Source organism: Gardnerella sp. DNF01159 (genome assembly GCF_049244215.1).
GTDB lineage: Bacteria > Actinomycetota > Actinomycetes > Actinomycetales > Bifidobacteriaceae > Bifidobacterium > Bifidobacterium swidsinskii.
In genome coordinates, this window is record NZ_CP058387.1 from 296,779 (window position 1) to 311,893 (window position 15,115).

A 15,115-nucleotide genomic window follows, 5' to 3' on the forward strand; every position below is an offset into this window, starting at 1 on the left:
TTGTGATTACTTTCCGCCTGTAAAACCGAGTTGCCTCCACGCTTCATACACTGCAATAGAAGCGCAATTTGTAAGATTCAAACTACGAAGTGACGGGCGCATAGGAAGACGCACCTGCTCTGCCACGTGCGGGCCTGCCATAACATCCATTGGATCAGGAATATCTCCTGGTTCTGGTCCAAAAAGCAGAATATCGTTCGGCTTATATTCAATTTCAGTGTAAAGTTTCGTAGCATTCGCAGTAAACGCAATAATTCGCGAATTTGGCATTGACTCAACTAAATTCTCAAAATTCGGGTGCAAAACAACGTGAGCCATATCGTGATAATCCAAGCCTGCGCGACGTAATTTAGTATCGTGCAAATTAAAACCAAGCGGCTCAACCAAATGCAAAATAGTGCCAGTTACAGCGCAAAGTCGAATTGCGGAACCTGTATTTCCTGGAATACGAGGGGAGTAGAAGCAAAGGTGAGGAGTGTGCGTTTCTGCGCGCGCGGCATCGTCGGCACTGAGCATTGCGTCCATAACGCTAATTGGATTTCCGTGAGCATCGGTTACAAGCTCGTCTGGGCCATAATTTGATTTGCGGTAGCCGTACTCGTACATTTGCTCTACGCGGCTTGCTGCTGCTTTGTGTGCTTCGGTTTGTGCTTCGGTTTGCTTTTTGGTTTTGGCTGCTGCTTCTTGCGTATTCTCGCTGTTATTCATGCTATTCCTTAGCTTTTTAAGTATCTTTACGTAACTTCGTAATCGTAACGTATTTAGTTTACTCGCAACTTGTATCGTTTGCCGTGGCGCGAGTTTTGGGGGATTTCTCTCCTCGCATGTGCTACGACCTGCTTGAGCGCAGCATTGTGCGCGCGAAAGCAACTCGGAGCGTGAGCTTGCTCAAGTTGAAAGCACGGTGTGCTTTCAACGCAAGCTCAGTAGCGAGCGCGCTGTGCGCGTGAGCGTTCTTTCGTGCGCTTTATTCTTAAACGTTTTTTAACGATACGCTCGCGTTTTATTACGCTCGCTTGCGAAACTCGCGTTGGAAGTCCACTGGACTTCCAACTTTAGCGAGTTTCCGCATTGAAGTGCCTCTGCGCACTACGGCTTTAAGCGCTCCGGCAAGTCAATGCGCAGTCCTCTTTTAGTGCTCGTAAAGAAATCCCCCAAACTCTGCGTGTTTAATCGTTAATAACCGTGCCTTATCGCAGAGATTTTTCGATTTTTCTTCTTCGCTTGGCGAATCAGCAGCCTGCGGCTCTGACGTTCGCCTCGCTCAGTGCGAAAAATCTCAAATCTCACCACACGAATATTCGTTCCACTGAAGTAGAGAATATTAAGCATCCCAGAAATTGCAAGCGCTAGAGCGGACTTTTTTTATTAATAAGGAAGTCTTTAGTTTTTGGTAAAGTAGAGGTTCTGTGTAAGGTGTGTCATATAGCGGGCATGCTCATGGAACCGAAGAAGGCGCCCGCGCATCGCAACTTGCTTATTTGGCAGTTTCGTTTGCCGCGATTTTCTTTAGTTTTTCAAAGATTAAATAGTTAACTAGCGAGTGATAAAGGAACGTCCATTGGCTGCTGAACAAGCTATGACGAGCACCACGAAAGTCATCGCACGTGCTGACGAACATGATATTAAGTTGCATAAAGCGTCAGATCGTGTGAATTTTGGCTCCATTTGTGAGCCTATTGATGTGCCATACCTCCTCGGCGTGCAAACCGACAGCTTTGATTGGTTGATCGGCTCTGAACGCTGGAAGAAGCGCGTTGCAGAAGATGAAGCAAACGGAACTCACACCGTGCCTCATGTTTCTGGTCTCGATGAAGTCTTCCAGGAGATTTCCCCAATTGAGAACTTTGCTGAGACAATGAGTCTCACATTCTCTGATCCATACTTTGAAGAGCCACGCCACACTGTGCTCGAGTGCAAGGAAAAGGATTACACCTATTCTGCTCCACTTTATGTGAATGCTGAGTTTGAAAACGGCGAAACTGGTGAAATTAAGAGCCAAACTGTTTTCATGGGTGATTTCCCACTTCAAACTCCACACGGTACTTTTATTATTGGCGGCACCGAGCGAGTAATTGTTTCGCAGCTTGTGCGCTCTCCAGGCGTGTATTTTGATCGCACGCAGGATCGCACTTCCGACAAGGATGTTTTCGGTGCGAAGATTATTCCAAGCCGCGGTGCATGGCTGGAATTTGAGATCGACAAGCGTGACGTTTTAGGCGTTCGCGTTGACCGCAAGCGTAAGCAGTCTGCAATCGTATTCCTTATGGCTATTGGCATGACGAAAGACGAAATTGCCGATGCTTTCCAAGGATACCCACTTGTTTTGGATGCGCTCGCAAAAGAGCCTATCGAAACGCAAGACGATGCACTTACCGATTTGTACCGTAAGATTCGCCCTGCAGATACTGCAACTCCAGAAGCTGGTCGCAACCTTCTCGATTCCTTCTACTTCAACACAAAGCGTTACGATTTGGCTCGCGTTGGTCGCTATAAGATCAACCGCAAGCTCGGTATTGAAGCAGATTACAGCGATCGTAGCTTGAACCGCGAAGATATTATCGCAACTATTAAGTACTTGGTAACGTTGCATTCCGGCGAAAAAACCTTCCCAGGTAAGCGCGACGGTCAAGACGTGCAGTTGCGCGTTGACGTTGACGATATCGATCATTTCGGCAACCGTCGTATTCGTCAGGTTGGCGAGCTTGTGCAGAATCAGCTTCGTACCGGCTTAAGCCGCATGGAGCGCGTTGTGCGCGAACGTATGACAACTCAGGATGCAGAGGCAATTACTCCTCAGTCCTTGATTAACATTCGTCCAGTAAACGCAACTATTAAGGAATTCTTCGGAACTTCCCAGCTCAGCCAGTTTATGGATCAAAACAATCCTTTGGCAGGAGTTACGAACAAGCGTCGTCTTTCCGCACTTGGTCCTGGTGGTCTTTCTCGCGATCGCGCTTCTATGGAAGTTCGAGACGTGCACCCATCCCACTTCGGACGTATGTGCCCAATCGAATCCCCAGAAGGTCCAAACATCGGTCTTATCGGTTCTTTGGCAACCTTCGGACGCATCAACCCATTCGGCTTCATCGAAACCCCATACCGCAAGGTTGTGAATGGTCACGTAACTAACGAAGTTGAATACATGACTGCAGACCGCGAAGCCGAGCACGTTATTGCTCAAGCAAACCAGGAACTCGACGAAAACGGCAACTTCGTTGGCACTCAAGCACTTGCTCGCGTGGACGAAGAAGAAGCAGTCGATGTGCCTGTAAGCACTGTAGATTACATGGATGTTTCCCCACGTCAGATGGTTTCCCTTGGTGCTTCCTTGATTCCATTCTTGGAGCACGATGAAGGTCACCGTGCATTGATGGGTACGAACATGCAGCGTCAGGCTGTGCCGCTTATTAAGTCGGAGCGACCACTTGTTGGTACCGGTTCTGAATGGCGTGCAGCAGTTGATTCTGGCGACGTAATCTTGGCTGAAAAGCCGGGCGTAGTAACTTACGTTTCTGCAGATATTATTCGCGTTATGAACGACGATGGAACTCAGTCCAGCTACAAGCTTTCAAAGTTCCAGCGTTCTAACCAGACTACTTGCTACAACCAAGTGCCGCTTATTAAAGATGGCGAGCGTGTTGAAGCTGGTACTGTTTTGGCAGACGGTCCTGCAACCGAAAAGGGCGAACTTGCATTGGGTAAGAACTTGCTCGTTGCATTCATGCCTTGGAACGGTTACAACTACGAGGATGCTGTGATTATTTCCCAGCGTCTTGTGCAAGACGATACGCTTTCTTCTATTCACATTGAAGAATACGAAATCGACGCTCGTGAAACCAAGCTTGGTTCCGAAGAGATTACTCGTGACTTGCCAAACGTTGGTGAAGATGCGATTGCAAATCTTGACGAGCGCGGCATTATTCGCATCGGCGCTGAAGTCGAAGCCGGCGATATTTTGGTTGGTAAGGTAACTCCTAAGGGCGAAACCGAGCTTACTCCAGAAGAGCGTTTGCTTCGTGCAATCTTCGGTGAAAAGAGCCGCGAAGTGCGCGATACTTCTTTGCGCGTGCCACACGGTGAGACTGGTACTGTGATTGCAGTTAAGGAAATCACTCGTGAAGACGCTGAAGACGACGGTGACGAGCTTCCAAACGGCGTGAACCAAATGATTCGCGTTTACATTGCTCAGCATCGTAAGATTACGCAAGGCGATAAGCTTTCCGGTCGTCACGGCAACAAGGGTGTTATTTCCCGCATTTTGCCAGAAGAAGATATGCCATTCTTGGCTGATGGTACTCCAGTTGACATCATGCTTAACCCGTTGGGTGTGCCTTCTCGAATGAACTTGGGTCAGGTGCTCGAGCTTCACTTGGGTTGGATTGCTCACGCTGGCTGGGATATTAACTTGGATCCAGACTTGGAAGCAGCTTGGAAGAAGTACGTGCCGCAAGGTGCTGAGCATGGCAATCCATGCACTCCAGTTGCAACACCAGTATTCGACGGCGTGCGCCCAGAAACTTTGAAGGGCTTGCTTTCTACAACACTCGCAAATCGCGATGGTGACAAGCTTGTTGGCTCCGACGGTAAGGCAACCTTATTCGACGGTCGTACTGGTGAGCCATTCCCGAAGCCAATTTCTGTGGGCTACATGTACATTTTGAAGCTGCATCACTTGGTTGATGATAAGATTCATGCACGTTCCACTGGTCCTTACTCCATGATTACCCAGCAGCCGTTGGGTGGTAAGGCTCAGTTCGGCGGTCAGCGCTTCGGCGAAATGGAAGTGTGGGCGCTCGAGGCTTATGGTGCTGCTTACACATTGCACGAAATGATGACTACGAAGTCTGATGACGTCGACGGTCGCGTGCGCGTGTATGGTGCTATCGTCAAGGGCGATAACCTGCCACCAGCTGGCATTCCTGAATCCTTCAAGGTGTTGCTTAAGGAAATGCAGTCGCTTTCCCTTAATGTTGAAGTGTTGAACGCTGAAGGCGTTGCAATCGACATGAAGGATGAAGAGGACGACCCAGTTTCATCTTCCGACGATCTTGGCTTCAATATTGGCGCTCGACCAGATTCGTCCGCCAAGGAAGATCAGATTGCTGTTGAACCTGAATACCAGTGATTCGGTAACGAACACACTTTAAGAAATTAAGAAACATTAGAAAACAATTTCATGAGACAGGACGATAAGAGTGCTGGACGTCAACGCATTTGACAAACTGAGGATTGGACTGGCCACCGCCGAAGATATCCGTAGCTGGAGCCACGGCGAAGTAAAGAAGCCAGAAACCATTAATTACCGTACCCTAAAGCCAGAGAAGGACGGTCTGTTCGGTGAGCAGATTTTCGGTCCAACTCGCGATTGGGAGTGCGCGTGTGGTAAGTATAAGCGCGTGCGCTTTAAGGGAATCGTGTGCGAGCGATGCGGCGTGGAAGTTACCCGCAGCCGCGTTCGCCGCGAACGCATGGGTCATATTGAGCTTGCAGCTCCGGTAACGCACATTTGGTTCTTCAAGGGTGTGCCAAGCCGTTTGGGCTACTTGCTCGACATTGCACCTAAGGATCTTGAAAAAGTAATCTACTTCGCAGCCTACATGGTTACGAAAGTCGACGAAGAACAGCGTCATCAAGATCTTCCAGATTTGCAAGACGAATTCGATACCGAAATCGGCAACCTTCGCAAGCGCCGCGATAACGAAATTGAAGCGCGCGCAAAGAAAGTTGAAGAAGACTTGCACGAGCTGGAAGAATCTGGCGAAAGCAAAGGTGCTGCAAAATCTAAGCTGCGCGCTAGTGCAGAACGCGAAATGTCTGCTATTCGCACCCGTTACGACGAGCAGATTCAGCGTTTGAATGCCGTGTTCGACCGCTTCAAGGGCTTGCGTGCCGGAGACATGGAAGGCGACGTTGACTTGTGGCGCGAGATGGAAGATCGCTACGGTGACTACTTCGAAGGCTGCATGGGTGCTGAAGCTATTAAGAAGCGTTTGCAGGACTTCGATTTGAAGTCTGCCGCAGAGGAGCTTCGCGCAGAAATCGACAACGGAACCGGTCAGCGCAAGGCTCGCGCTTTGAAGCGACTGAAGGTTGTAAACGCATTCTTGACTACTGGAAACAAGCCAGAAGCTATGGTTTTGGACGTAATTCCAGTAATCCCACCAGATTTGCGACCAATGGTTCAGCTCGATGGTGGTCGTTTTGCAACTTCCGATTTGAACGATTTGTACCGTCGCGTAATCAACCGTAACAACCGTTTGAAGCGACTTATTGAGCTCGGCGCTCCTGAAATCATGCTTAATAACGAAAAGCGCATGCTTCAGGAAGCAGTCGATTCGCTCTTCGACAACGGTCGCCGCGGACGCCCAGTAACCGGCGCATCCAACCGACCATTAAAGTCGCTTTCCGACATGCTTAAGGGTAAGCAAGGTCGATTCCGTCAGAACTTGCTCGGTAAGCGTGTTGATTACTCCGGCCGTTCCGTAATCGTCGTTGGTCCAAGCCTTCGCATGCATCAGTGCGGTTTGCCAAAGCCAATGGCATTGGAGCTGTTTAAGCCGTTCGTTATTAAGCGTTTGGTAGATCAGGGCTTCGCTCAGAATATGAAGAGCGCAAAGCGTTTGGTTGACCGCGGCGACTCCGAAGTTTGGGGCGTCTTGGAGGAAGTTATTTCCGAGCATCCTGTGCTTCTTAACCGCGCACCTACACTTCACCGCTTGGGTATTCAAGCATTTGAGCCAATTTTGGTTGAAGGTAAAGCAATCCACCTGCCACCACTTGCCTGCGCAGCATTCAACGCAGACTTCGATGGTGACCAGATGGCAGTGCATCTTCCGCTTTCTGCAGAAGCTCAAGCCGAAGCACGCACTTTGATGATGGCTTCCGACAATATCTTGAAGCCAGCAGACGGTCACACCGTTACAATGCCTTCTCAGGATATGATTCTGGGTCTTTACTACTTGTCTACCGTAATTGACGGAGCAAAGGGTCAGGGTCGTATTTTCTCCTCGCTTGCTGAAGCTGAAATGGCTCTCGACAAGCATGAGATTGACATGCAAGCTAAGGTGCTGATTCGAGTTCCTGCAGACTTCGTATTGCCAAAGAATTGGGAGCCTGCTGAGCTTAAGGTTGTCGACCCTGAGCCAGGCAGCCCGGACGTTGTGCGCGAAGAGCGTTTTAAGGACGGAACTGTACTGTTTGCAACTTCTTGCGGACGCATTTTGTTCAACGGAACTTTGCCAGTCGACTATCCGTTCGTAAACGAGCAGGTGCCAAAGGGCGTACTTTCTAAGATCGTCGACGAAATTGCAACCCGCTATTCTACAGCTCAAGTTGCAGCAACACTCGACGCTTTGAAGGATCTCGGCTTTACTCGCGCTCCTTGGTCTGGCGTAACGATGGCATTCTCCGACATTGTGCTTCCTCCAAATCGCGAACAAATCGCGCAAGATTACGAGGATCAGGCTGCAAAAATCAACTCCCAGTACGATATGGGTCTTCTTACCGACGAAGAACGTCGTCAAGAGTTGATTAACTTGTGGACTGAATGCACCGACAAGGTTGCAGACGCAATGCGCGAAAACTTCCACGACGACAACAACGTGAACATCATGGTTCAGTCAGGCGCACGTGGTAACTGGATGCAGATTCGCCAGATTGCTGGTATGCGAGGCCTCGTGGCAAACCCTAAGGGCGAGATTATTCCTCGACCTGTTAAGTCAAACTACCGCGACGGCTTGTCTGTGTTGGAGTACTTCATCTCCCAGCACGGCGCTCGTAAGGGCCTGGCAGATACCGCACTTCGTACGGCAGAATCTGGCTACTTGACTCGTCGTCTTGTGGACGTTTCGCAGGAAGTAATCGTTCGCGAAGAAGATTGTGGCACTAAGCGCGGTCTTATGATGAAGATTGCTGATCGCGACGAAAACGGCAATTTGACGCTTGTTAAGGCTGCTGATGGCGGTCCATACTCGCGCTTGCTTGCTGCAGACGTGCTCGATCCTGCTGACGGCACTACAGTTTTGGCAAAGTGCGGAGATGCGCTTTCTATGGACGTTTTGCGCGATTTGGTTGCGCACGGCGTTGAGGAAGTTAAGGCGCGTTCTGTGCTTACTTGCGAATCTAAGCGCGGCGTTTGCGCAAAGTGCTACGGATGGTCCTTGGCTACGAGCCGACTCGTGGATGTTGGCGAGGCTGTTGGTATTGTTGCAGCACAGTCCATTGGTGAGCCTGGTACGCAGCTTACGCTTCGTTCCTTCCACTCTGGTGGCGTCGCTTCGGCTTCTGATATTACTCAGGGTCTTCCTCGTGTTACGGAGCTTTTCGAGGCTCGTACTCCTAAGGGTGAGGCTCCAATCGCTGAGTTCCCAGGCGTTGTGAAGGTTGAGGATACTGACCATGGTCGTCAGGTGACTTTGACTCCAGACGACACTACGGTTGAGCCAATCGTTTACCCTGTGACGCGTCGTGCGCCAATGCTGGTAAAGGATGGCGAGCATGTTGACGTTGGTACGCAGCTGATTGAGGGTTCTGTGGATCCTAAGAAGATTTTGCGAATCCTTGGTCCGCGCGCAGCTCAGGTGAATATTGTGGAAGAAGTTCACAACGTTTACCGTTCTCAGGGCGTTGATATTCACGACAAGCACATTGAAGTTATTGTGCACCAGATGCTTCGCCGTATTACGGTGATCGATTCTGGCGATACGGATCTTCTTCCAGGTGAGCTTGTGGATCAGGCAAAGTTCCGTGAGGCAAACTTGGCTGCCGTTAAGAACGGTGGCAAGCCTGCTGCTGGTCGACCAGAGCTTATGGGTATTACCAAGGCTTCTTTGGCTACGGATTCTTGGCTTTCTGCAGCATCGTTCCAGGAGACTACGCGCGTGCTTACTGAGGCCGCCTTAAGCCAGAAGGAAGATGACCTCAAGGGCTTGAAGGAGAACGTGATTATCGGTAAGCTCATCCCAGCTGGTACCGGTTTGGCGCGTTACCGCAACGCTAACGTGGAGCCGGATCCTCAGGTGCGTGACTCTATTTATCCGAACTTTGGTTTGGGTGGTGCAGATAGCACGCCTTCGAACTTCGGTGAGAGCGATATGGGCGATGTTGACTTCTCCAACATTGATTTTGGCGACATGAAGCTCGGCGACGACTTTAATCCAGATGATTACCTTGATGATCAGGGTGGTCAGGGTGATTACGGCGACGAAGCTGAGTGACGCTAGTCTGATATAAAAATGGGGCTTCAAGCTTTCGGGCTTGAAGCCCCATTTTGTTACTGGCACAGTATGCTTTCTGCGTTAATAACGTATAATGCCGTTTTTTCGTTACTGGGCAGCGTGACGACCTGCTTTCGCGCATAGAGCGTAGCGCGCGAAAGCAATTCGGAGCGGAAACTCGCTTAAGTTGAAAGCACAGTGTGCTTTCAACGCGAGTTTCGCAAGCGAGCGCGCAATCTGCGCGAGCATTAACTGCGTGCGTGTCTGATTTTGCTTGTTTTGGGACACTAGTGCAGTACTGTTTCTGCGTGCGTGTCTGATTTTGCCTACTTTCGGACACTGGCGCAGTCGGCTTACTGCATGAGTAACACATGAATCGTACTACAACACCTTTTAACCACAATGTTATAAATTTATTGTCTATTCATCGTATTCTCAAATAACTTCAGTAGTATGCCTAAAACTAACAACGAAATGATACGTATGATAAGAGACGCTGAAATAGAGCATAGATGCATCCTACCTATTAATTCAGCTCAAAAACTAATAAATCTACGCACGATGTTGTTTATTTGTTGCTGGCGCAGTTGATTTAAAAAAGTTACGCAGTAAAAGTTACGCAGTACGTGGCGTATTGGGAAAGATATTTAGATAATGTTGGGGGCATTATGGCAGAAGAGAAGAAAGAGATTGTGATAATAGATGAAACTACGATTAAAAGTAAGATTCACTATATAAGAAATCAAAAAGTTATGCTTGATTCGGATTTAGCTGAAATTTATGGATACTCTACAAAAAGATTTAACGAACAGGTTAAAAGGAATATTGAAAAATTTGATGACGATTTTATGTTTCAATTAACCGGTGAAGAAGTATATGAACTTTCAAGGTACCGTTTTGGCACCTTGAACGATGGGCAAGTATATGAACGTTCAAGGTCGCATTTTGCGACCTTGAACAAAGCGCAAGGCAGAGGCAGTAACATTAAATACAAGCCATATGTTTTCACAGAACAGGGCATCTATATGCTTATGACTGTATTAAGGGGAGAACTGGCAGTTAAACAGAGCAAGGCTTTAATACGAATGTTCAAGCAGATGAAAGACTTCATTGTTGAAAATAGAGACTTTCTTAGTTCAAAAGAAATGACGCAACTGTTATTGCAAACAAGCCAAAATACAAATGATATAATGCAGCATTCAAAAGAAATAGCAAATATAAACGATAAAATTAGCACTTTGGCAACAAAAGAAGATTTGAAAAAGGTAATGGATAATTTTATAGATAGTAACACCTACAAGCATTTTCTTTTGCTGAATGGAGATAAGATAGAAGCAGATGTTGCCTATACAAAAATATATAAGTCAGCAAAGAAAAGCATTTATGTTATAGATAACTATATAGGGCTTAAAACTTTGGAACTTTTAAGGGCTGCAAGAGATAACATACAAATCATAGTTTTTAGCGATAATGTAAGAAATAAAGATATGCTTACAAAAAATATTTTAGATGATTTTAGAAAAGATTATCCTAATATAGACCTGAATCTGAAGGTATCCGATAAAAAATACCACGATAGATATATTGCACTAGATTTTGGGACAGAAAATGAAGTCTTTTATCTTTGTGGAGCATCATCAAAGGATGCGGGAAATAAAATATCAAGTATTACTCAAATAGAAGAATCATCTAAGGATATGTATCATACAATGTTTGCTGGAATGTTAAACAATAAGAATTTGAAAATTTAATACACAAAGAGCAAAGTAGGAAGTTGTATGAACTTTAAAAGGCGGTAGAAGCGAAAATCTATCGTCTTTTTAATTACTGCAAATTAGAGAGCGCGTGTTTTCTGCGTTAGTGTCTGATTTTGCTTGTTTTGGGACACTGGCGCAGTACTGTTTCTGCGTTAGGGTTGCTGGTTGCTTGTTTTGACAAGATGTATACAAGCGATTATGCTATATATAACATAAGCAGGGGGTTGTGGAATTGTTTGATGTGATTTTTTACAGTGATAAGGATGGTGATAAGCCAGTACGCGAGTTTATTAAAAGTTTAGATGTCAAGTTGCGCGCGAAGGTGGTTTCTGATTTGCATCGCTTGGAGATGTTGGGAAACGATGCGAGGGAGCCGCTTAGTAAGCATGTTGGCAACCATATTTTTGAGCTTCGCACTATTTTAGGTAGCAACATAGTGCGTATTTTATACTTTTTTGATGCGGATAAGATCATTGTTGCTACCAACGGATTCGTTAAAAAGCAGCAGAAAACTCCGCGTAGTGAAATATTGGTCGCTATGCAGAGAAGGGCTGAATATTTTAATAGAAAGATGGGCTTGTGATGGAAAAGCAAGAGTTGCAGGGAACGTGCGTAGTGCAGGAAAAGCAAGAGTTGCAGGGAACGTGCGTAGTGCGAGGAACGCGAGTAATGAAGAGAAAGCAAGAGTTGCTGCGAACGTGCGCAGTGCAGGAAATGCACGTAGTGCGGGGAACACGAGTAATGAAGAGAAAGCAAGAGTTGCTGCGAACGTGCGCAGTGCAGGGAGCGCGTGCAGTGCAGGAAACGCGAATGAATGATTTGCATGAACTCACGGACGAGCTTATGAAGGATCCCGAGTTCAAGAAAGAGTATGATGCGCTTCAGCCGGAAAGAGACTTGACTATGTCGCTTGTGATGGCGAGAAAAAGGGCTGGTTTGACTCAGGCTGAGCTGTCGGAGAAGACGGGTATAAGTCAGTCGGATATTAGCAGGTTGGAAAATGGTTCGAGGAATCCGACTATTGCGCTTTTGAATCGTATTGCAAATGCTTTGAATGCGACTTGCAGGATTGAGTTTGTGCCGAATGCGCGTTGACGTGTTTTAGCGCTGCGATTTAGCGCTCAACTTGCCTTGTACTTTCCAAACGAACTTGTTGGAAATTCCGACAGGTTGACTTTTCGTTAGGAATATAAAGAAAGCACAATCGTGCGCGCGGTTGTGCGTAAAGCACAACATAATTTCTAAAGCACAGCCACACGAACCTGTCCTGCCTTCGTCAATCGAGACGAAGGTAGACCTCGCTTGCGTTGAAAGCACACCGTGCTTTCAACCCTCAGCAAGCGCTACCGCATTGAGCTTGCTTGAAGCACGCAATGCAGCTTCAAGCAAGGGCAATGCGACACGCCGATGGTTTGGGTTTTGAGAAAAAATAAAAAACGCAAAAAACAAAAAGAGCTGGTTATTTGTCACCCCCAAATCCGTTGTTTTTCAACGATTTTTGTACCGGGGGGGGGGGTAGATGCTCAGAAACATAAACATTTGACTGTGTTATACTACATCTCATTTTTCGTCTAAATATCGATTAATATTATATGTACTCACGGTTGAGCGTTATCGCACAATTTGCGAAGAATAGCTAAATGATGAAAGTTTGCAGTTGTATTTCTGCGTTCGCATCTGTGTGTTTGCACTGATGCTGTCGTCAATGCAATTGTCAGTATGTCATAACGACATAATTGTCAGTATGTCATAACCTTTTGTTTAGCTTGTAACCTGCTGTTGAGCCTAAATAAAGATGTAAGACGATTAGTTTACTTATTGAAGAGAGGAAATATGCGTCTACAGACTTCAAAGTTAAAACGCGCCGTGGCACTCGTAGCTGCCTCCTGCACGCTCGGTACCTGCTGCATCGCTGGATCCATAGCGTGGGCTGGTGGTGAGTCGGCTTCTAATACTCCTACTCAAGGTGAAAATACCGCGAATATTAAATCTGGTCAGGCTACCTCTATTACCATTTACAAGTATGAAGGTCCTGAGGGTTCTGTTAGGAATAATGGTAAAGAGCAGAAAATTCCAGATGCACAAAAACCAATTTCAGGCGTGAAGTTCAAGATTACTCCAATTGTTGATACTAATGGCAACAAGATTGATTTGTCCAAGACAACTGGTTGGACAGCTATCAAAGATTTAAATGTTGAGAATAAGACTGCTGCTAAGGCTTTGCAAGATGCAGGATTGAAGGCTTCTGAAGCAAAAGCTGACGTTGTAGAACAAGAGACTGGTACAGATGGTTCTACAACATTCAATCTTGGTGCTACGTACGGCTTGTACTTGGTAGAAGAAGACTTGGCTAATAGTGCGCCTAAGAAAGATGGGAAACCTATTAAGGTTACTAAGCAAGTTAACCCATTCCTTGTAACGGTTCCTCTTCCAGATACGCAGACTCATACTTGGATTTACAATTTAAAGATTTATCCAAAAAACGACGTTAGCACCAGCAAGGTAGAGAAGAAAGCTCAGACTGCTCCAAACAAGCCATTCATTGATGGCACTACGACGACTATGGGTTGGGATATTTCCATCCCGCTCACCGCTATTAAAGATGGTGGCAAAACCTATACAAATGTTTCCTTCACTGACCCGATTAACACAGACTTCTTGAACTATAGCAGTGTTAAGAATGTGAAGGTTACTGATAAAGATGGCAACGCCTCTGATACTTTAGAGACGACGGATTATGAAGTTGAAGGATATTCTTCAATTGGTAATAATCCAGATAAGGTAAACTTAGCTAAATCTGAGAACCTCAAGAACGTCAAGTGGATTCGCGTTAAGCTAACTACAACTGGTTTAACTAAGGCTTCTGCCAAAGTTGGCGGTAAACTTACAGCAACAGTTGTAACAACAGTTATTGCTCCTGGAAATATTAAGAACTACATAAACACTGATGTGGATGGAGTTGCAACCGGCGAGGGAGGTAAAACTCCAGGCTGTATTCCAACTAAGCAAAAACCATGTGATGAAGACCCAAATCATCCTCACGAAGGTGGAGATACCACTAATTTCGCTAAGCTCACCATTGATAAGGTTGGATTGAGTGATAACGACAATAAGGACAATGGTAAACCTTTGCAGGGTGCAATCTTTAATGTCTATGAAGCTGCTCCAGGTAAAACTGTAGATGACCTTAAAGGTAAGATAGTTGACGCTGCTGGAAGTGATTTAGTAAAGACCGGCGGACATGTTCGTACAATGACTGCAACTGATGATAAAGGTAAAGCTTCTGACTCCTTCTTCGTTGGTAATGGTGCTAATGTTTCGCACGTTTATTGCGCAGTTGAAACTAAGGCTCCAGATGGATTTGAACTTGATAACAAGCTTCATTGTGTGAATCTCACTGCTGGTGCTGACAATTCAGCTAACACATTGAAGATTAACAACAAGAAGTCTACTTCTCTCGACAAGATTCTTGGCAACTTGCCTATGACTGGTGCTCGCGGCTTGGTGATTTTGACGGTTTGCGGCATTGTTGGCATCGCTGGCACGCTCTTCTACATTGTGATGAAGCGTCGCAAGGAGCAGGAACAGGAGTAAAACTCAATCGGCTGGCTGAGTGACTTAGTTGGCTGAGTGGCTTGGATGATTGTTCAGCTGATCTGCTCAAACCGGTTGCATAGTTTGGTTTCGAAACAAGCTATGCAACCGGTTTGAGCGGATTAGTTGCGCAGTCAGGTTGGAGCGCAAACGCCGGAAATTCTCCGGCAAATGTTTCCGAAGCTTTGCGCCAATGCTTCTGCGAAAAGTGGTTTTGTAGCTTTGCAGTTTTGCTCTGCTGAAGTTGCTTCTGTAGCTTTGCGCCAATGCTTTGCAAACGTCGATTATTTATTGATTAGCGAACTTTAGCATTAATGCTCTGCGGACGTTGAGTATTTATTGCTTAAAGAACACTAGCGTCATTGCTACTGCGCACATCACATCAAACACACTCACCATCAACCCATCCGCAGCTTAATTGTGCGACTCTAGTTGCACTTAGTAAACCACGCAGTTGCGTAACTTTTGCACGAGTCTATGAGTTTTGTGTTGTTGTTTAGTATGTTGAGAGGCTGGAAAAATTGTGTTCAGCAATAAAAGAGGACT

General features: G+C 46.5%; 8 protein-coding genes. 6 read left to right on the plus strand and 2 right to left on the minus strand.

Annotation, left to right across the window (positions count from 1 at the left end; genetic code table 11):
• Positions 1–6 precede the first annotated feature (6 nt).
• Positions 7–708: a tRNA (cytidine(34)-2'-O)-methyltransferase gene (locus HXT39_RS01115; protein ID WP_004109264.1), complete on the minus strand. Its 702-nt coding sequence runs from the start codon at positions 706–708 to the stop codon at positions 7–9.
• A gap of 871 nt (positions 709–1,579) precedes the next feature.
• Here HXT39_RS01115 and rpoB point away from each other — a divergent pair.
• From rpoB to HXT39_RS01140, 5 genes are all read left to right on the plus strand, one after another.
• On the plus strand, positions 1,580–5,128 hold the full coding sequence (gene rpoB / locus HXT39_RS01120) for a DNA-directed RNA polymerase subunit beta (RefSeq protein ID WP_199172876.1): 3,549 nt from the start codon (positions 1,580–1,582) through the stop codon (positions 5,126–5,128).
• Positions 5,129–5,198: 70 nt separating this feature from the next.
• Positions 5,199–9,218 carry a DNA-directed RNA polymerase subunit beta' gene (locus HXT39_RS01125; RefSeq protein WP_103013812.1) on the plus strand — a complete coding sequence of 1,340 codons (4,020 nt, stop codon included), beginning with the start codon at positions 5,199–5,201 and terminating at the stop codon, positions 9,216–9,218.
• 668 nt (positions 9,219–9,886) lie between these two features.
• Positions 9,887–10,969, plus strand: coding sequence for an ORF6N domain-containing protein (locus HXT39_RS01130; RefSeq protein ID WP_103013813.1), 1,083 nt, complete (start codon positions 9,887–9,889; stop codon positions 10,967–10,969).
• A gap of 232 nt (positions 10,970–11,201) precedes the next feature.
• Positions 11,202–11,558 carry a type II toxin-antitoxin system RelE/ParE family toxin gene (locus tag HXT39_RS01135; RefSeq protein ID WP_004109288.1) on the plus strand — a complete coding sequence of 119 codons (357 nt, stop codon included), beginning with the start codon at positions 11,202–11,204 and terminating at the stop codon, positions 11,556–11,558.
• 158 nt (positions 11,559–11,716) lie between these two features.
• Positions 11,717–12,070: a helix-turn-helix domain-containing protein gene (locus HXT39_RS01140; RefSeq protein WP_199172872.1), complete on the plus strand. Its 354-nt coding sequence runs from the start codon at positions 11,717–11,719 to the stop codon at positions 12,068–12,070.
• Between the two features lie 231 nt (positions 12,071–12,301).
• On the opposite strand, the gene HXT39_RS01145 is transcribed toward HXT39_RS01140, so the two are convergent.
• On the minus strand, positions 12,302–12,445 hold the full coding sequence (locus tag HXT39_RS01145; protein WP_158245251.1) for a hypothetical protein: 144 nt from the start codon (positions 12,443–12,445) through the stop codon (positions 12,302–12,304).
• A 396-nt stretch (positions 12,446–12,841) separates the two neighbouring features.
• Between HXT39_RS01145 and HXT39_RS01150 the strand changes: the two genes are divergently transcribed.
• Positions 12,842–14,569: a SpaH/EbpB family LPXTG-anchored major pilin gene (locus tag HXT39_RS01150; RefSeq protein WP_233186338.1), complete on the plus strand. Its 1,728-nt coding sequence runs from the start codon at positions 12,842–12,844 to the stop codon at positions 14,567–14,569.
• Positions 14,570–15,115: the final 546 nt, after the last annotated feature.

Excerpts from the sequence above, each read along its gene's own strand:
- HXT39_RS01115 (WP_004109264.1), bottom strand. The coding sequence starts at position 708 with ATGAATAACAGCGAGAATACGCAAGAAGCAGCAGCCAAAACCAAAAAG.
- rpoB (WP_199172876.1), top strand. The coding sequence starts at position 1,580 with ATGACGAGCACCACGAAAGTCATCGCACGTGCTGACGAACATGATATT.
- HXT39_RS01130 (WP_103013813.1), top strand. The coding sequence starts at position 9,887 with ATGGCAGAAGAGAAGAAAGAGATTGTGATAATAGATGAAACTACGATT.
- HXT39_RS01140 (WP_199172872.1), top strand. The coding sequence starts at position 11,717 with ATGAAGAGAAAGCAAGAGTTGCTGCGAACGTGCGCAGTGCAGGGAGCG.